The sequence below is a fragment of the Sulfuricella denitrificans skB26 genome, from assembly GCF_000297055.2.
Classification (GTDB): Bacteria; Pseudomonadota; Gammaproteobacteria; order Burkholderiales; family Sulfuricellaceae; genus Sulfuricella; species Sulfuricella denitrificans.
In genome coordinates, this window is the sequence record NC_022357.1 from 1,288,943 (window position 1) to 1,304,743 (window position 15,801).

Consider the following 15,801-nt stretch of genomic DNA (forward strand, 5'->3'; position numbering starts at 1 on the left):
ACCTATTTGCACCATGAGTCAGCCGATTTTTTTGCTTCCTCGATGGCCTTGGCACGGTCGTTGTCTTCAAGAAAAACACGTTCGCCTTTTTCATTGAATTTGGTCATCCTTTGGCCTTCCTGCAAGGCTTGCAACTGATTCCGTGCTTGCGCGCAGTTTGCCTTCCTGCTTTTTTCTTCTTCCTGATCCTTGGCTTGTTTGGCAGCGGTTTCTTCCGCCTGAACCTTGCGTTTTCGGGATTCCAGTTCCCTCTCGGCCAAGGTTTTTTCTCCGTCTTTGCTGTCGGGTGTGGCTTGGGGCAAGGTCGGGTTATTCTTCAGGTTCAGATTTTTCTGCGATTTGGCGGTAGGCGGCGGGGTTTGGTCGGAATAATGCACCTTGCCCTCCGCATCCACCCATCGGGTGACCCCGGCCTGTGCGGCGGTAGCCAGCACCAGCATCGAAACGATAGTCAGGAGTTGTCGCATGGCTTGCACCTGGATTACTGGGTTAGGGGGTAGCTCTTTTGTGCTACAGCCAGACTTGCCAACTCGCTCGCGCTTTTGGCAAATTTCAGGGTGGCAGCGCTATCCCCTTTGGTTGCAGCTTCTTTGGCTTTCTTCAGGGCATCTTCCGCTGTAGTCCATAATGACTTTTGGGCTTTCGCTTCCTTGACGTCGGCTTCGGCCTTGGCAAGCGCTTGTTTGGCTTCTTCGGAAAGGGCAGGTTTGGCGGCCTCGGTAGCAGGAGTAACAACAGGGGTGGCAGCGGCTGATGAGTCAGGTTTTGCCGTGCCGCTGCTTTGACATCCGCTGAGCAGCATGAAGCCGAAAGTGATGATAGTAATAAGGGTGTTACGCATGTTTCATTCTCCTCGGTTTTATTCTGGGTGACTAAACATAGCGTTTCACGTTACGCCCGTCAATGGTCCAAGCGTACCGGGCCTATGCTCCATAAATGTAAAAATTCGCGAAGCCGGTTTACCGGTGATGCCCGAAACTTGTATAATATCGCTTTGGTAACAAGGATAAAAACATGCGTGTTCTGCAGAAAGCGCTGACCTTCGATGATGTTTTGCTGGTCCCTGCGTATTCCAACGTTTTGCCCCGTGACGTAAGCCTTGCTACGCGGCTTACCCGAGAAATTTCCCTCAATATTCCCTTGCTTTCAGCGGCGATGGATACCGTTACCGAAGCGCGCCTGGCGATTGCTCTGGCGCAGGAAGGGGGGATTGGCATCGTTCACAAGAACATGACCGCTGCCGCGCAAGCCGCGCAGGTGGCCCGTGTGAAACGCTTTGAGAGCGGTGTGGTAAAAGATCCAATCACTATTTCACCCTCGATGACGGTTCGGGATGTGTTAATACTAACCCACCAGCATAAGATTTCCGGGCTGCCGGTGGTGGATAACGGCCTTGTGGTCGGCATTATCACCAACCGTGATCTGCGCTTCGAGACCAACCTTGATCAGCCGATCAGGAATATCATGACGCCGCGAGACCGTCTGATTACGGTCAAGGAGGGCGCCAGCCGCGAAGAAGCCATGACGCTGATGCATAAATACCGTCTGGAGAGGGTGTTGGTGATCAATGATGATTTCGAGCTGCGTGGCCTGATCACCGTCAAGGATATTCAGAAATCCACCGAGCATCCGCTGGCATGCAAGGACAGTCAGGGCAGGCTGAGGGTCGGCGCCGCTGTGGGCGTGGGCGAGGGCACCGAAGAGCGCGTTACCCTGCTGGCTGAAGCGGGTGTGGATGTGATTGTGGTGGATACTGCACACGGCCATTCCCAAGGCGTGCTGAGCCGGGTGAAGTGGGTCAAGGACAATTTCCCACAGGTTCAAGTGATCGGCGGCAATATTGCCGCTGCGTCTGCGGCGCTGGCGTTGGCTGACCACGGCGCCGATGCCGTCAAGGTCGGCATCGGCCCGGGCTCGATTTGCACTACCCGTATTGTTGCAGGCGTTGGCGTGCCGCAGATTACGGCCATCGCCAATGTGGTCCAGGCGCTTAAAGGCAGCGGCGTACCGGTAATCGCCGATGGCGGCATCCGTTATTCCGGCGATGTCGCCAAGGCGCTGGCAGCCGGCGCGGATTGCGTGATGCTGGGCGGTATGTTTGCCGGCACCGAAGAAGCGCCGGGCGAAATCGAGCTGTTCCAGGGTCGCTCCTACAAATCCTACCGCGGCATGGGATCGCTCGGTGCGATGCAACAGGGTTCGAAAGACCGCTACTTCCAGGAAGCAGAGGCCAATGCCGACAAATTGGTGCCGGAAGGTATCGAAGGCCGAGTGCCCTACAAGGGCAGCGTGCTGTCTGTAATTCACCAGCTGATTGGCGGCGTGCGTTCGAGCATGGGGTATCTGGGTTGTTCGAGCATTGCGGAGGTACACGCCAAGGCCGAGTTTGTCGAAATCAGTTCGGCAGGCATTCGCGAGTCTCACGTTCACGACGTGCAGATCACCAAGGAAGCGCCTAACTATCACGTGGAGTGAGGAGCTAGGGGTGAGGAGTGAGGAGTAAAAACAACTCACTCCCGCCCCTAACTCTTTACCCCTCACACCTCACCCCTCACCCCTCACTGCGAAGCTTCCCATGCACCAGAAAATTCTTATCCTCGATTTCGGTTCCCAATACACCCAGCTGATTGCCCGTCGGGTGCGTGAATCCAGCGTTTACTGCGAACTACATCCCTATGATGTGAGCGAACAGTTCATCCGTGATTTCAATCCCCAGGGCATCGTTCTCTCCGGTGGGCCGTCTTCGGTCTACGAAGAGGAAACGCCGCGCGCGCCGGATATCGTGTTCAATTTGGGCGTGCCTGTGCTCGGCATCTGCTATGGCATGCAGACCATGGCGGCGCAATTGGGTGGCAAGGTGGAAAATGCCTTGCATCGCGAGTTCGGCTATGCCGAGGTGCGCGCGCAGGGTCATTCCGCGCTACTGCGCGATATTCAGGACCGGATCAACGAGGAAGGTCACGGCCTGCTCGATGTGTGGATGAGCCACGGCGACAAGGTTACGGAACTGCCGTCGGGCTTCAAGGTGATCAGTTCCAACGCGGCTACGCCGATTGCCGGCATGGCCGACGAAGCCCGCCATTTCTACGGTGTGCAGTTTCACCCCGAAGTGACTCATACCCTGCAGGGCAAGGCCCTGTTCGAGCGTTTTGTGCATGGTATTTGCGGTTGTGGCTATGACTGGAATATGCCGGATTACGTCAAAGAGGCCATCGGCAGGATCCGTTCCGAAGTAGGTTCGGATGAAGTCATCCTCGGTTTGTCCGGTGGGGTTGATTCCTCGGTGGTGGCTGCATTGCTGCACCGCGCCATCGGCACGCAGCTCACCTGTGTGTTCGTGGATAACGGCCTGCTGCGCTTGAACGAGGCTGAGCAGGTGATGAAGACCTTCGCCGATAATTTGGGCGTCAAGGTTATCCACGTCGATGCCGGCGCGGTATTCATGAAACATCTGGCGGGCGTGACCGATCCGGAACAGAAGCGCAAGATCATCGGCCGTGAATTCGTCGAAGTGTTCCAGAGCGAGTCGGCAAAGCTGCCGAACGCCAAGTGGCTGGCGCAGGGAACGATCTACCCGGACGTGATTGAATCGGCCAGTTCCAAGACCAAGAAGGCACATACCATCAAATCCCACCACAATGTCGGTGGCCTGCCTGATACCCTGCATCTCAAGCTGCTGGAGCCGCTGCGAGAATTATTCAAGGATGAGGTGCGCGAGCTCGGCGTTGCGCTCGGCCTGCCCCATGACATGGTCTACCGTCATCCTTTCCCAGGACCGGGACTTGGGGTGCGCATTCTGGGCGAAGTGAAGCCGGAGTTCGCTGAACTGCTGCGCCGTGCCGATGCCATTTTCATCGAAGAGTTGCGCGCATCGGGCTGGTATGAAAAAACCTCGCAGGCCTTTGCCGTATTTCTGCCCGTGAAAGCCGTCGGAGTGATGGGAGATGGCCGCACGTATGATTACGTCGTCGCGCTGCGCGCAGTTCAGACCCAGGATTTCATGACCGCACACTGGGCAGAGCTGCCTTATACCTTGCTCGGCAAGGTTTCCAACCGCATCATCAACGAAGTGCGCGGCATCAATCGCGTCGTCTATGATATCTGCGGCAAGCCGCCTGGCACGATAGAATGGGAGTGAAGACGAGCCTGAGCCCGTTCGATTCGATGCTTGCAGATTCAATGGTCTGGCGGTAGAAGCCGAAGCGCGGGTTTGATGGGTTTATTCGGTGATCTGCTGAACCAGTATCCACGGCCTGACTACCACTGCCCATAAGGCGGTATCTGTTTCCAGCCAGTCTTTGGCCTGTGCATCGGATACCTTGCCAATTCGATTTTCGAGCATCCATTGTTCAATCGTCGTCTTATTGTCCTTCGAGATTTGAATGGCGACTTCAACCAAATCCAGTTCCTTGCTGACCGCAACGACCGTTCCGGCGGCAAAGAAACGGAGCAATTCCTTCCAGGCAATCCGGGCTGTTTCCCTATTCAGGCTGGCGCGGAGAATGTCATCTTGATGTTGTGGATCTTGCACGTAATTGTCTTCCTGTTTTCTGGGTTAATGCCTAACGATGTATCTGGACGCCAATTCAGTCCTTGTTCGCAACCTATCTATTTTACTTCGGGCGGTAAAGGCGTGACCACCCCCCTGGAACTGTGATAGTTTTACCCGTTATGGAAGATGATTCATTGGATATGCGTTGCATGAGCGAGGCGCTAGTCCTTGCTCGCGAAGCCTGGACTGCGGGAGAAGTGCCCGTGGGCGCGGTAGTGGTGAAAAATGGGGAGATTGTCGGGCGTGGTTTCAATGCGCCGATTTCGCGCCACGATCCCAGCGCCCACGCGGAAATTATGGCCTTGCGCAATGCCGCCGAGAATCTCGGCAATTACCGGCTGGTCGGCTGTTCCCTTTACGTTACCCTGGAACCTTGCGTCATGTGTATGGGGGCGATATTTCACGCTCGTATTGAGCGGGTGGTGTACGGCGCTTCCGATCCGAAAACCGGCGCTTGCGGCAGCGTCATCGATCTTCCTGGCGAGATCCGGCTGAACCATCATGCCGAGGTGGTGGGCGGGATTCTGGCGGACGAATGTGGCGGCCTGTTGAGTGATTTTTTTGCGCAGCGGCGCGGAAAGGGCATTAACGTTGCGAATTAGGATAGTCGTTGCCGATCAAACCATGGAATTGCTCGATGATCAGGATGAACTGATCAGGCGCTATATCGTTTCCACTGCACTGAATGGGGTCGGTGAGGAAAGCGGCAGCTACTGTACGCCGCGCGGGTCGCACATTATTCGTGCCAAAATCGGGGCGGGGCAGCCCGTCAATAGCGTGTTCGTCAAGCGCCGACCGACCGGAGAGGTTTATACGCCGGAGTTGGGCGCGCAATCTCCCGGTCGTGACTGGATTCTCACCCGCATTCTCTGGCTTTCAGGCTGCGAGCCGGGCAGAAATCGGCTCGGTAGCGTCGATAGCATGCGCCGCTATATTTACATCCACGGCTCGCCTGATAGAGCGAAAATGGGTGTTCCCGGCTCGAAGGGCTGCGTGCGGATGCGAAATGAAGATATTCTGGATCTGTTTGATCGTGTAGTCGCCGGTATCCCTGTTGAGATAGTGGAAGCTGCGTAAAGCGTTGAAAACGCGTACACATTTATTTGGGTCTGAAGGCTTTTACCCGCTTCCCGAACTGTCGCAAAGCAGAGGAGCTTGGGTGCGATGCATAACGCAGTGCGATATAAAGCGCGCTGATCGATGTCGTGCTTAGTGTCAGATCGGGGCGCAACATGGCCGTACGTTGGGCGAAATCTGCCGGACCTTCATTGGGCTGGCGAACAATCCCGGCGCGAGCCAGCTTGCGGCAAAAGTGCTGATAGATCACAGCGACCGGGTCAGCGTCAACTGGGACGCGCCGCCACAGCATGAATCCGGAAAACACCAGCAGCAGCGCCCCAACGCCAGCCGCCAGGCTGACCGCCAGTTCCTTCCACGAAGCCATCTCGAATCCCAGGCGGGACAGCAAGTCATACTGCCGCTCCTGATCGTAGCCCAGCACCCACTGGTTCCAGTCGTTGTTCAGCGTATCCCAGCTCATCCGCAACTGCATCAGCCAGGCGCTATCCATCCGTGCCAGCAGCGGAAGCGGTTCGCCTGCCGGAAGCGCGGCAGCCAAGCCGGATTCTATGCGTCGTGGGGCAACCGCCGCAGTCGGGTCGACGCGCACCCAACCCCGATTCTGGAGCCAGACTTCAGCCCAGGCATGAGCGTCGGACTGGCGCACAATCAGGTAATTACCAAACGGGTTGGGTTCTCCGCCCTGATAGCCGGTCACCACACGGGCTGGCACGCCGGCCGCGCGCATCAGGAAGACGAAACTGCCGGCATAGTGTTCGCAGAAACCGCGCCGACTATCGAACAGAAACTCATCCACCGAGTTGGCCCCGAGCAGTGGGGGAGTGAGGCTATAGAAGAAGGCTTCGCTGCGAAACATTTCCAGAGCACGGCTCACGATTTCTCCATCGTCCTTCGCGGTGCGCTTCCAGGCACCCGCCATCTCCCGTGTCTTGAGGTTGCCGAATGAAGGTAGCCGCAGCGAAAGATTTATTTCTTTGGCCCCTGGATTGAGGCCGGCCAGGTAATTGGGATAGGATACTGCGCGATAGCGCAGGCGCTGCCTCACCGGTTGGTCGGCGAGGAGTTCATAACGGGCGCCAAGGCGGCTGGCTGGCGGCAGTTTCGCAGGCAGATCCAGCGCAAGCAGCCAGCGCCTGTTGTGCGGCTCTAGCGTCAGCGTGTAGCTGACCGGATCGCCTGTTACGGCTATTCTGGCTTGCTTTGGGTCAGGTGCTGCCGCGGTCGACCAGCTCCGCCCATCGAAGAAATCCAGCACCGGGCCACGCCAGTAGCGCTGTTCCGGCTTGGGTGGCGGTCCATCGAAGGCCACGCGGAAGGCTACTGCGCCGGATTGACTCAATTTGCTGATGCTGCCGGGCGTCATGTTGTCGCTCAGTCCCGTCATTCCCTCGTAGGCATCGCCCGGCATGCCCCATAACGGGCCCGGTACGCGCGGAAAAAACAGGAACAGTACCAGCATGACAGGTACGGCCTGGCCCAGCAGTACGGCGGCCAGGCGCAGCAGCTTGCGCGGTTCGATTTGTCTGCCTGGATGGTTGAGTCCGATCAGGGTGGTGGTGATGACCAGCACCAGCAGCAGCAGGTACATGCCGGTAGGAATGGACTGTGAATAGAGGAAGTGGGTGATGAGCAGGAAATAGCTGATGAAGATGGCCACCATGCTGTCGCGCAGCGTTCTGGATTCGAGCAGCTTGAGGGTCAGCATCGCGATTAACAGGGCGACCCCCGCATCGCGCCCGAGCAGCGTATGGTAGCTGCCATAAATGCCCGCTGCGGTGGCAGCGGCAAGCGTGATCAACAGCCAGCGGGCAGGCAGGCGGACTTGGATCAGGCGCATCGCGCCTACGCCGAGGCAGAGCAGGCTGATCCAGATCGGCAGGCGCGTGGCGTGCGGGGCGATGGTAAGCGCTATTGAGGCCAGCAGCCAGGTGTTGTTATCAAGCCGGAACGTGAACATCGCGAAGCGATACCTCATCACTCTCCCCCTTTGGGGGAGAGGTAGGAGAGAGGGAACGGACACGACGAGCAGCGATGTTCATTATTCTGGGAGGCACTTCTCGCCATGTCCGTTAGCCGGATGCGCATTTACAGGTCTTTGATTCCAAACAGCGCCAGCGCCTCCAGACAGGTGCGCTGGTGCACCTCACCGTTGTCTGGTGCCAGGGTGGAGCCGGGAATGCGCAGGCCGTAGCTCAGGCCGGCAATCTGTGCATCCAGCACCCAGCGGCACAGGCGGGAAAGGCGTGGTTCGGTGGACATGCCGGCGAGGTCGTCCCAATCCAGCCAGAGTTCTGGCAGAGCCTGGCCGGAAAACTGCTTGGTCAGCATCCCCCGCCCTTGCGCCATTGCCTTCCACGCGACGTGGCGCAGCGAATCGCCGGTGTGGTAGGGGCGCATGCCGCGAAAGTCCTCGCTGCCTTCGGCTGCGATCGCCCTGTCGCCACGGCCCTGAATGCCAGTGAGCTGGGGTAGCATGGCGGTATCCGGCTGAGGATAAACGATACAGTTCATGTCCAGATCGAGCTTCGACCAGGCTTGGAATAACCCTAGCGGGAATCGGGTGAACAGGGTGAAGCGTCCAAGCCGGAGGATGCCGCGCTGCGGGGCATGCAGCTCGAGTGCGGTGGTCACGGTTTCATCGGCAGGAACGTCCACGAACTGTGGATGCGGTTTTTCAAGCGTCATGCCGATGGCGTAGCGTTCAGACTTGCTGGAGCTGGTCAGGCAGAGGGTGAAACTTGCCTGCTGCCCGGCGAAGACCGGCATCGTTTTGCCGGCGCTTATCGTAAGTTGGGCCAGGTTGCGGTAGGTGTGCAGAATCGAGACCAGCGCCATGGCGCCCAGCAGGAAAGTGAGAACGAAACCGAGACTAAGGGAATAGTTGATCGAACCGACCAGCATCAGCAACAGAACCGCGGCGAACACCAGGCCGTGGCGCGTGGGCAGGATAAAAATCCGCTGGCGGTCGAGGATAATCGGCCCTTGCTCCACATCGATCCGGTTGAAAATTCGTCGCCACACCGGGTGGTTGAAGAGTCGAAACGTCATGACTCCGGCCGGCCCCTAGGGAATGGCGACAGCGCCAAGCAGTCGTTGGGCGGGACTGGATGATTCGGCGCCTGTTTCGCCATGAGCGAAGCGCAGGCGATGGCCGACCACGCTGGGCAGCACCACCTGGAGATCCTCCGGCATGGCGTAGTCGCGGCCTTCCATCAAGGCCCAGGCCTGTGCGCTGTGCAGCAGTGCCAGACCGGCACGCGGTGAAAGTCCGCAGTCGTAGAGCGGGGATAGTCGGGTAAATCCGAGCAGGGCCTGGAGGTAGTCGAGAAGGGCTGCGGAAACATGCACGATGCGGACGTTTTCCTGCAGGGCGGCCAACTGCTTGCCGTTTACGCAGGGTTTAAGCTGCGCGATCAGGCTGCGGCGGTCGCTTCCCTGTAGCAGGGCGCGTTCCGACCGCGCGTCCGGGTAGCCCAGATCGATTCGCATCAGGAATCGGTCGAGCTGCGATTCCGGCAGGGGAAATGTGCCAATCTGGTGTATCGGGTTCTGTGTGGCAATGACGAAAAAAGGTTCGGGCAGAGGGCGGGTTTCGCCCTCGACCGTGACCTGGTGCTCCTCCATCGCCTCGAGCAGGGCGCTCTGGGTTTTCGGGGTGGCTCGGTTGACTTCGTCAGCCAGGATGAGCTGGGCGAAAATCGGCCCGGGGTGGAACTTGAAGGCGGCGCTTTCCCGGTCGTAGACTGAAACGCCGAGGACATCCGCGGGCAGCAGGTCGCTGGTGAACTGGATGCGTTGGAAACCGAGCCCCAGGATCTGTGCCAGCACGTGCGCCAGGGTGGTTTTGCCGACGCCCGGTATGTCCTCGATCAAAAGGTGTCCGCGCGCCAGCAGGCAGGCGAAGGCGAGCCGGATCTGTCGTTCCTTGCCGAGGATGATTTGGCCTGCCTGAGAAACCGCTTGGTCAATTGCCAGGTGCATGGGGCCTCGCTTCGATGTGTTGATGCCGTGAAAACGGCATTATCATGCAGAGTAGTTTATTATTCCGGTCATGAATACTTCTATCAAGAAAACTTTGCTCGCCGGTGACATCGGTGGCACCAAGACGTTGCTTCAGATTTTTGAGTCCGGGGGCGGCGTGCTTGCCGAGAGGCGCTTCGACAGCGCTTCATACGCCAGCCTGAACCAGATTATCGCCGGGCTCCTGAGTGATTTTCCTTCTCTCCCCCTTGCTGCAGCCTGTTTTGGCGTGGCCGGCCCGGTGGAAGGCGGGAAGTCGAACATTACCAACCTGCCATGGCAGATCGATGAAGCGTCGATCGCTATGGAATTTAAAATCCCACAGGTTCGACTGATCAACGATTTTCAGGCCGTGGCTTACGGTATCGAGGCTCTGGAATGCCAGGATCTGGCGACACTTCAAGCCGGTGCGCCGCATGCATCTGGTGTGCGCGCGGTCATCGGCGCCGGTACCGGCTTGGGTGAAGGTTTCATGGTCTGGCAGGAGGGGTATTATGAAGCTTTTCCATCAGAGGGCAGCCATGCCGATTTCGCACCGGTCGATGCGCTGCAAATCGAGTTGCTGCTCTATCTTGCTGCGCGTTTCGGCCATGTTTCCTACGAAAGGCTAGTGTCAGGCCCTGGTCTGGTGAATATCTTCGAGTTCTTGCGGGACAGTCGGGGACAGCAGGCCACGGTGGAACTGCAGGCGGCGATGAAGGCCGGCGATCCAGCGGCGGCGATTTCAGACTGCGCCATGGGCGGCAAGGATGATCTGGCCGTGGCGGCGCTCGACCTGTTCGCACGCATCTACGGTGCGGAAGCCGGCAATCTGGCGCTCAAGGTGCTGGCGCACGGCGGCGTGTACATTGCCGGCGGCATCGCACCGCAGATCATGGGTAAGCTGGAGGATGGCACATTTCTGCGTGCTTTTGCCGATAAGGGACGCTTTGCCGGACTGCTGGGGGATATTCCCGTCCATGTCGTGCTCAACCCCAAGGTGGGCCTGATGGGCGCGGCGCGGGTGGCAGAGAGGATTATGGGGTAACGGCGGCTGCCCAGTGGGTGAACGTCGTGCCAGGGATGCCACAGTCCGGTTCGGTTTCTTTCAATGTGATCAAGTTGTTGTAAAGTAGCCGCGCTTCCTGCTCCAGCGCCAGCGTGTTCAGGCACTTGAGTATCCGGGTAATACGCAGATGGTTGTGGCTGGGATGGGTAAACCAGAGCGATTTGCGCTGTTCCCAGTTAGGCGCCTTGGTAATGCTGTCTGGCGTTCTATCCAGGCCGTAAAAACCCAGCATGCGATCAAAAGCGCGCAACAGCTGTTTTCGAAGTGTCGGGTTACTGCAGAATTCGGCGATCTGTGCAGCATCCAGCGTGGGTGCGGTGGGGTTGGCACCGCTGATGCTGGTCAGCGGGAACAGCCACTGGATGAAGTTGTGAGTGTATTCCAGCCATTCGTCGTCGTGCGCCAGAATGGCGTCGAATGTTCTGCCGTGATCGTCCGGCGCGATGCCGAGATGGAAGTCGGCCAGTGGGTGTGGCACAGTCTCTTAGCCGCCGGTCAGTGACATGAAGCGAACCACCTGCCCCGGTTTCTCGCGGAATTCGTGGCGCTGCGGCTTGAGTTCGATGGCGGCACGGATAGCGTCAGCCAGCTCGTCGTCAGTCGCGCCGGCACGCAGCAGGGGGCGCAACGCCAGGCTTTCGTCCTGGCCCAGGCACATGTACAGGGTGCCATCGACGGATAATCGGACACGGTTGCAGGTATCGCAGAAATGCTGCGACATCGGGGTGATGAAGCCGACGGTGAATGCACCATCCGGGGATTTCAGGTAGCGTGCCGGGCCGCCGCCGGCCATCACGCCGTCGATCAGTCCAAAGCGCTGCTGCAAGCGCGCCTTGACGGGCTGAAGGTCAAGGTATTGCGCGTTCCTGCCGGTTTCACCCATCGGCATGGTTTCGATCATGCGCAGGGTGAAGTCGTGCTGGATGCAGAACGCCACCATGTCGTCGATTTCGTCGTCGTTCACTCCAGCCATGACGACCATGTTGATCTTGATCGGGGCAAAGCCGGCTTCCTTAGCGGCCATCAATCCTGCCAGGACCTGATCGAGACAGTCTCGCCGCACGATCTGGCTGAAGCGTTCCGGATCGAGGGAGTCCAGGCTGACATTGAGGCGGGATATTTTCGCTTTCTTGAGTTCTACCGCATGCTTGGCAAGCTGGGTGGCGTTGGTGCTGAGAGAGAGATCCTTGACGCCATCGAGGGCGCTCAGACGGAGTGCCAGAACAGGCAGGTTGCGGCGCGTCAGGGGTTCTCCGCCGGTCAGCCGGATTTTGCTGACGCCGAGGCGGGCAAAGGCACCGATCACACGTTCAATTTCGTCAAAGCTGAGCCAGTGTTCGGGCTCTCCGAAACCCTTGAAGCCTTCCGGGATACAATAGGTGCAGCGCAGATCGCAGCGGTCGGTGACCGACAGGCGCAGATACTCGACGCGTCTGCCGAAACGGTCTTGCAAGATAGGTTCGTTGGTCATGAGGGGTTTTTGAAGATTACAAACACTATTCGAAACGATATCCTTATCCTATTTTTAACGCGGCGCAATAGGTGAATAGGGTATTCCCTAGAAATTATAATAAAAAAGTGAAAACAGGCAATGGAAATAACAAATAATTCAGGCTTTTCAACTAACTGCATTAAATGTCCGAGATTGGCAGGGTTTCTGGAGCAGGTGCGCAGCGATCATCCTGAATACCACGCCAGGCCAGTGCCGCCTTTTGGAGTAGTAGATCCGCAATTGCTGATCGTCGGCCTGGCACCGGGTATGCACGGGGCCAACCGCACCGGCCGGCCGTTTACCGGGGATTTCGCGGGTATATTGCTGTACCGGACGCTGCATAAGTATGGTTTCGCCAGCGCACCGGCTTCGGTCAGCGTGGAGGATGGACTGGAATTGATCGACTGTCGCATCACCAATGCAGTCAAATGCCTGCCGCCGCTAAACAAGCCGGAGCCTGCCGAAATCAGGCAGTGCAACGGCTATTTATGTGGGGAAATCGCGGGTCTTGGAGATAGTGCTGCGATACTCGCGCTGGGCACGATCGCGCATCAGGCGGTGCTGCGCGCGCTGGAGCTCAAACTCAAGGATTTTTCCTTCGGCCATGGTGCGGTGCATGCGCTTCCCCGTGGAATGACCCTGTACGACAGCTATCATTGCAGTCGCTATAATACTCAGACCAGACGACTTACCGCGGAAATGTTCGAGTCCGTGTTCGCCAATATCCGCAACAACTTGCCAAGGAGCTGACATGCCCTACGTCAATATCCGCATCGCCGGGTCGCTGACTCGCGAGCAGAAACAGAAGATCGCCGAGGAGGTCACCGACACCTTGGAGCGCATTGCCAACAAACCCCGGTCTTATACAGTTATTTCCTTCGATGAGATGCCCTACGAAAACTGGGCGTTTGCGGGCGAACTGCTCGACAATAACTGACCTTGTTCGACGCTGACTGATTTGTTCGATCCTGGGCCTTTCCTCGTTAACCTGCCCCATCTTCCGGGGGTGTACCGCATGTTCAATGCGGGTGGAGAGGTGATTTACGTCGGCAAAGCGCGCGATCTCAAGAAACGGGTTTCCTCTTACTTTCAGAAAACCACACTGGCACCGCGCACCGGACTGATGGTGTCGCAGATCGCCCAGATCGAAACCACCGTCACGCGCACCGAAGGCGAGGCGCTGCTGCTGGAAAACAACCTGATCAAGGCGCTGGCACCCCGCTACAATGTTCTGTTCCGCGATGACAAATCCTATCCCTACATCATGTTGAGTGGCCACAACTTCCCGAGGCTGGGCTATTTTCGCGGCACGCCTGACAAGAAGAATCGGTATTTCGGGCCGTTCCCCAATGCCGGCGCGGTCCGGGAGAGCATGCAGCTGTTGCAGAAAGTGTTCCGGCTGCGCACCTGCGAGGACAGCGTTTTCAACAACCGAACCCGTCCTTGCCTGCTATACCAGATCAAGCGCTGCACCGCACCCTGCGTCGGCCTGATTGGGGGTGAAGGCTATCATCAGGATGTGATGGAGGCCGAGTTATTCCTGGAAGGCAAGGAGCAGCAGGTGCTGGAACGCCTGGAAGCGGCCATGCAGGCGGCGGCGGAGGCGCAGCGCTACGAGGTGGCGGCGGTGTTGCGCGACCAGGTCATGGCCTTGCGCACGATCCAGGAAAAGCAGTTCGTCAGTGGCGAGAGCGGACTGGACGCGGACGTGGTTGCCTGCGCCGCAACGGAAGGTGTGGTTTGCGTCAATCTGGTGATGATCCGGGGAGGCAGGCATTTGGGCGATAAAAGTTTCTTTCCCAAGAATGCCGATGAGTGTGATGCGGTCACCGCGCTGGACGCCTTTCTGGCGCAACACTACATCGGTCGCTCCGTGCCGCCTTTGATCATCGTCAGTGAAAAGCTGGATGACGCCATGCTGGCGGCGCTGCTGACAGAGCAGGCAAAACGAAAGGTTCAGATCAGCGCCACCCCTATTGGTGAGCGACGAGTGTGGTTGAGGATGGCGTTGGAAAACGCGCGGATCGCGATCACGCAGCGGCTCAGCCAGCAATCTACTCAGGAGGCACGATTGCAGGCGCTGATCCAGGCGCTGGATATTCCGGAGGGAACTAAGCGGATCGAGTGCTTTGATATCAGTCATACCATGGGGGAGGCGACGGTGGCGTCCTGCGTGGTGTACGACAACTATGCCATGCAGAATGGCGAGTACCGGCGCTACAACATTAGCGGCATCACGCCGGGAGATGATTATGCCGCCATGCGTGACGCACTGACGCGCCGCTACCGCAAGATTGCGGCAGGCGAGGGGTGCATGCCTGATCTGATTCTGATCGACGGAGGCAAGGGGCAACTGGGAGTGGCCGAGGAGGTGATGGCCGAGGTGGGGTTGAGCGATGTCCGCCTGATCGGCGTGGCGAAGGGGGCGGAGCGCAAGGTGGGTCTGGAGCAGTTGATTTTTCCGGACGGCGAAAAGGCGCTACAATTACCTGCTGATCATATCGGGCTGCATTTGATCCAGCAAATCCGCGACGAGGCGCATCGCTTCGCCATCACCGGACACCGGGCGCGGCGCGGCAAGGCTCGCCTGCATTCTTCACTGGAGGATATTGGCGGGGTGGGAGCAAAACGGCGGCAGAAATTGCTGGCACGTTTCGGCGGCTTGAAGGGCGTGCAAGCCGCCAGTGTTGATGAATTGGCCCAGGTTGAGGGGATTAGCCAGATGCTGGCGGAAAAAATTTACCAGGGACTTCACTAGTGCCACTGAATATTCCAAACTTACTGACTTGGCTGCGTATTCTGCTGATACCGGTGTTTGCGGCTGTATTCTACCTGCCGGCCACTTGGCTGCAGCCGCAGTGGGTCAACCTTACCGCGACATTGATTTTTGCCGTGGCGGCAGTGACCGACTGGCTCGACGGTTATCTGGCCCGGGTGCTGAAGCAAACCACTGCTTTCGGCGCTTTTCTTGATCCTGTGGCGGACAAGCTGATGGTGGCGGCGGCCTTGATCATCCTGGTGAAATTCGATCGCGTGCCGGCCCTGATCGCGCTGGTTATCGTTGGTCGGGAAATCACCATCTCCGCATTGCGTGAATGGATGGCAGGGATCGGTCAGGGTAAAAGCGTGGCGGTTTCATTCATCGGCAAGCTTAAAACTACCGCGCAAATGGTGGCGATACTGCTGCTTCTGTATCACGACCCGGTATTTCAGGTAATCGACACCCATGTTTGGGGAACTTGGTTGATTTATATTGCGGCGATTTTGACTTTATGGTCAATGGTTTATTATCTAAAACAAGCCGCACCGCAGGTGCTTGAAGAAAAGTGAATGGCGCTCTATCTTGACATTGGCTCCAAAGTCATTAAAATGGCGGCTTCTTAATTGCGGGAATAGCTCAGTTGGTAGAGCACAACCTTGCCAAGGTTGGGGTCGAGAGTTCGAGTCTCTTTTCCCGCTCCAGATTCAGAGGGAAAGCGTTAGCTTTCCCTTTTTAGTTGCCTAGCACATTTTTTGTGCGCTTCTGTTCCAACGGCGGGGTAGCAAAGTGGTTATGCAGCGGCCTGCAAAGCCGTCTACGCCGGTTCGATTCCGACCCCCGCCTCCATC

At 57.9% G+C, this 15,801-nt stretch carries 17 protein-coding genes and 2 tRNA genes; 11 read left to right on the forward strand and 8 right to left on the reverse strand.

Translation table 11 applies throughout. From position 1 onward, the window contains the following. Window positions 1-2: 2 nt before the first annotated feature. Both SCD_RS06340 and SCD_RS06345 read right to left on the reverse strand, forming a co-directional pair. On the reverse strand, window positions 3-467 hold the full coding sequence (locus SCD_RS06340) for a DUF4124 domain-containing protein (protein ID WP_009205939.1): 465 nt from the start codon (window positions 465-467) through the stop codon (window positions 3-5). Window positions 468-481: 14 nt separating this feature from the next. Beyond that, complete coding sequence (locus SCD_RS06345; protein WP_009205938.1) at window positions 482-841, reverse strand: hypothetical protein; 360 nt, start codon at window positions 839-841, stop codon at window positions 482-484. Between the two features lie 173 nt (window positions 842-1,014). On the opposite strand from SCD_RS06345, the gene guaB reads away from it, so the two are divergent. Together guaB and guaA are read left to right on the forward strand one after the other, a co-directional pair. Continuing rightward, window positions 1,015-2,475 (forward strand): IMP dehydrogenase, encoded by a 1,461-nt coding sequence (guaB, locus tag SCD_RS06350; RefSeq protein WP_009205937.1) that lies wholly within the window; start codon window positions 1,015-1,017, stop codon window positions 2,473-2,475. A gap of 100 nt (window positions 2,476-2,575) precedes the next feature. Continuing rightward, window positions 2,576-4,138: a glutamine-hydrolyzing GMP synthase gene (guaA, locus tag SCD_RS06355; protein WP_009205936.1), complete on the forward strand. Its 1,563-nt coding sequence runs from the start codon at window positions 2,576-2,578 to the stop codon at window positions 4,136-4,138. A gap of 81 nt (window positions 4,139-4,219) precedes the next feature. Here the strand turns inward: guaA and SCD_RS06360 are convergent, their stop codons facing one another. Next, window positions 4,220-4,531, reverse strand: a complete 312-nt coding sequence (locus tag SCD_RS06360; protein ID WP_009205935.1) for a DUF2288 domain-containing protein — start codon at window positions 4,529-4,531, stop codon at window positions 4,220-4,222. Between the two features lie 170 nt (window positions 4,532-4,701). On the opposite strand from SCD_RS06360, the gene tadA reads away from it, so the two are divergent. Both tadA and SCD_RS06370 read left to right on the forward strand, forming a co-directional pair. Beyond that, window positions 4,702-5,154, forward strand: coding sequence for a tRNA adenosine(34) deaminase TadA (gene tadA, locus SCD_RS06365; RefSeq protein WP_009205934.1), 453 nt, complete (start codon window positions 4,702-4,704; stop codon window positions 5,152-5,154). Between the two features lie 22 nt (window positions 5,155-5,176). After that, the gene (locus SCD_RS06370; RefSeq protein WP_009205933.1) at window positions 5,177-5,629 is read left to right on the forward strand and encodes a L,D-transpeptidase; all 453 of its coding nucleotides are present in this window, start codon (window positions 5,177-5,179) and stop codon (window positions 5,627-5,629) included. A 22-nt stretch (window positions 5,630-5,651) separates the two neighbouring features. Here the strand turns inward: SCD_RS06370 and SCD_RS06375 are convergent, their stop codons facing one another. From SCD_RS06375 to SCD_RS06385, 3 genes are all read right to left on the reverse strand, one after another. Further along, entirely contained in the window at window positions 5,652-7,607 is a 1,956-nt protein-coding gene (locus tag SCD_RS06375) for a transglutaminase TgpA family protein (RefSeq protein ID WP_009205932.1), read from the reverse strand. Window positions 7,608-7,717: 110 nt separating this feature from the next. After that, entirely contained in the window at window positions 7,718-8,680 is a 963-nt protein-coding gene (locus tag SCD_RS06380) for a DUF58 domain-containing protein (protein WP_009205931.1), read from the reverse strand. A gap of 15 nt (window positions 8,681-8,695) precedes the next feature. Then, the gene (locus tag SCD_RS06385; protein WP_009205930.1) at window positions 8,696-9,613 is read right to left on the reverse strand and encodes an AAA family ATPase; all 918 of its coding nucleotides are present in this window, start codon (window positions 9,611-9,613) and stop codon (window positions 8,696-8,698) included. A gap of 70 nt (window positions 9,614-9,683) precedes the next feature. On the opposite strand from SCD_RS06385, the gene SCD_RS06390 reads away from it, so the two are divergent. Further along, window positions 9,684-10,679, forward strand: coding sequence for a glucokinase (locus SCD_RS06390; protein WP_009205929.1), 996 nt, complete (start codon window positions 9,684-9,686; stop codon window positions 10,677-10,679). Here the strand turns inward: SCD_RS06390 and SCD_RS06395 are convergent. Continuing rightward, the gene (locus SCD_RS06395; RefSeq protein WP_009205928.1) at window positions 10,669-11,178 is read right to left on the reverse strand and encodes an opioid growth factor receptor-related protein; all 510 of its coding nucleotides are present in this window, start codon (window positions 11,176-11,178) and stop codon (window positions 10,669-10,671) included. The genes SCD_RS06390 and SCD_RS06395 overlap by 11 nt on opposite strands. Window positions 11,179-11,184: 6 nt before the next feature. Further along, window positions 11,185-12,171, reverse strand: coding sequence for a GTP 3',8-cyclase MoaA (gene moaA / locus SCD_RS06400; RefSeq protein WP_009205927.1), 987 nt, complete (start codon window positions 12,169-12,171; stop codon window positions 11,185-11,187). Between the two features lie 120 nt (window positions 12,172-12,291). Between moaA and SCD_RS06405 the strand changes: the two genes are divergently transcribed. The 6 genes from SCD_RS06405 (at window position 12,292) to SCD_RS06430 (ending at window position 15,799) form a co-directional block, all read left to right on the forward strand. Further along, complete coding sequence (locus SCD_RS06405) at window positions 12,292-12,942, forward strand: uracil-DNA glycosylase (RefSeq protein ID WP_041673358.1); 651 nt, start codon at window positions 12,292-12,294, stop codon at window positions 12,940-12,942. A 1-nt stretch (window position 12,943) separates the two neighbouring features. Then, window positions 12,944-13,129: a tautomerase family protein gene (locus tag SCD_RS06410; protein ID WP_009205925.1), complete on the forward strand. Its 186-nt coding sequence runs from the start codon at window positions 12,944-12,946 to the stop codon at window positions 13,127-13,129. Between the two features lie 78 nt (window positions 13,130-13,207). Continuing rightward, window positions 13,208-14,950: an excinuclease ABC subunit UvrC gene (gene uvrC / locus SCD_RS06415; protein ID WP_009205924.1), complete on the forward strand. Its 1,743-nt coding sequence runs from the start codon at window positions 13,208-13,210 to the stop codon at window positions 14,948-14,950. Continuing rightward, window positions 14,950-15,522, forward strand: coding sequence for a CDP-diacylglycerol--glycerol-3-phosphate 3-phosphatidyltransferase (gene pgsA / locus SCD_RS06420; protein WP_009205923.1), 573 nt, complete (start codon window positions 14,950-14,952; stop codon window positions 15,520-15,522). The genes uvrC and pgsA overlap by 1 nt, the downstream gene beginning before the upstream one ends. Window positions 15,523-15,578: 56 nt before the next feature. Next, window positions 15,579-15,654, forward strand: a tRNA-Gly gene (locus tag SCD_RS06425). Between the two features lie 71 nt (window positions 15,655-15,725). After that, window positions 15,726-15,799 (forward strand) — tRNA-Cys (locus SCD_RS06430). Window positions 15,800-15,801: the final 2 nt, after the last annotated feature.

Coding starts and splice junctions, on each gene's coding strand:
- SCD_RS06340 (WP_009205939.1), bottom strand. CDS start 467: ATGCGACAACTCCTGACTATCGTTTCGATGCTGGTGCTGGCTACCGCC.
- SCD_RS06345 (WP_009205938.1), bottom strand. CDS start 841: ATGCGTAACACCCTTATTACTATCATCACTTTCGGCTTCATGCTGCTC.
- guaB (WP_009205937.1), top strand. CDS start 1,015: ATGCGTGTTCTGCAGAAAGCGCTGACCTTCGATGATGTTTTGCTGGTC.
- guaA (WP_009205936.1), top strand. CDS start 2,576: ATGCACCAGAAAATTCTTATCCTCGATTTCGGTTCCCAATACACCCAG.
- tadA (WP_009205934.1), top strand. CDS start 4,702: ATGAGCGAGGCGCTAGTCCTTGCTCGCGAAGCCTGGACTGCGGGAGAA.
- SCD_RS06370 (WP_009205933.1), top strand. CDS start 5,177: ATGGAATTGCTCGATGATCAGGATGAACTGATCAGGCGCTATATCGTT.
- SCD_RS06375 (WP_009205932.1), bottom strand. CDS start 7,607: ATGAGGTATCGCTTCGCGATGTTCACGTTCCGGCTTGATAACAACACC.
- SCD_RS06380 (WP_009205931.1), bottom strand. CDS start 8,680: ATGACGTTTCGACTCTTCAACCACCCGGTGTGGCGACGAATTTTCAAC.
- SCD_RS06385 (WP_009205930.1), bottom strand. CDS start 9,613: ATGCACCTGGCAATTGACCAAGCGGTTTCTCAGGCAGGCCAAATCATC.
- SCD_RS06390 (WP_009205929.1), top strand. CDS start 9,684: ATGAATACTTCTATCAAGAAAACTTTGCTCGCCGGTGACATCGGTGGC.
- moaA (WP_009205927.1), bottom strand. CDS start 12,171: ATGACCAACGAACCTATCTTGCAAGACCGTTTCGGCAGACGCGTCGAG.
- SCD_RS06405 (WP_041673358.1), top strand. CDS start 12,292: ATGGAAATAACAAATAATTCAGGCTTTTCAACTAACTGCATTAAATGT.
- SCD_RS06410 (WP_009205925.1), top strand. CDS start 12,944: ATGCCCTACGTCAATATCCGCATCGCCGGGTCGCTGACTCGCGAGCAG.
- uvrC (WP_009205924.1), top strand. CDS start 13,208: ATGTTCAATGCGGGTGGAGAGGTGATTTACGTCGGCAAAGCGCGCGAT.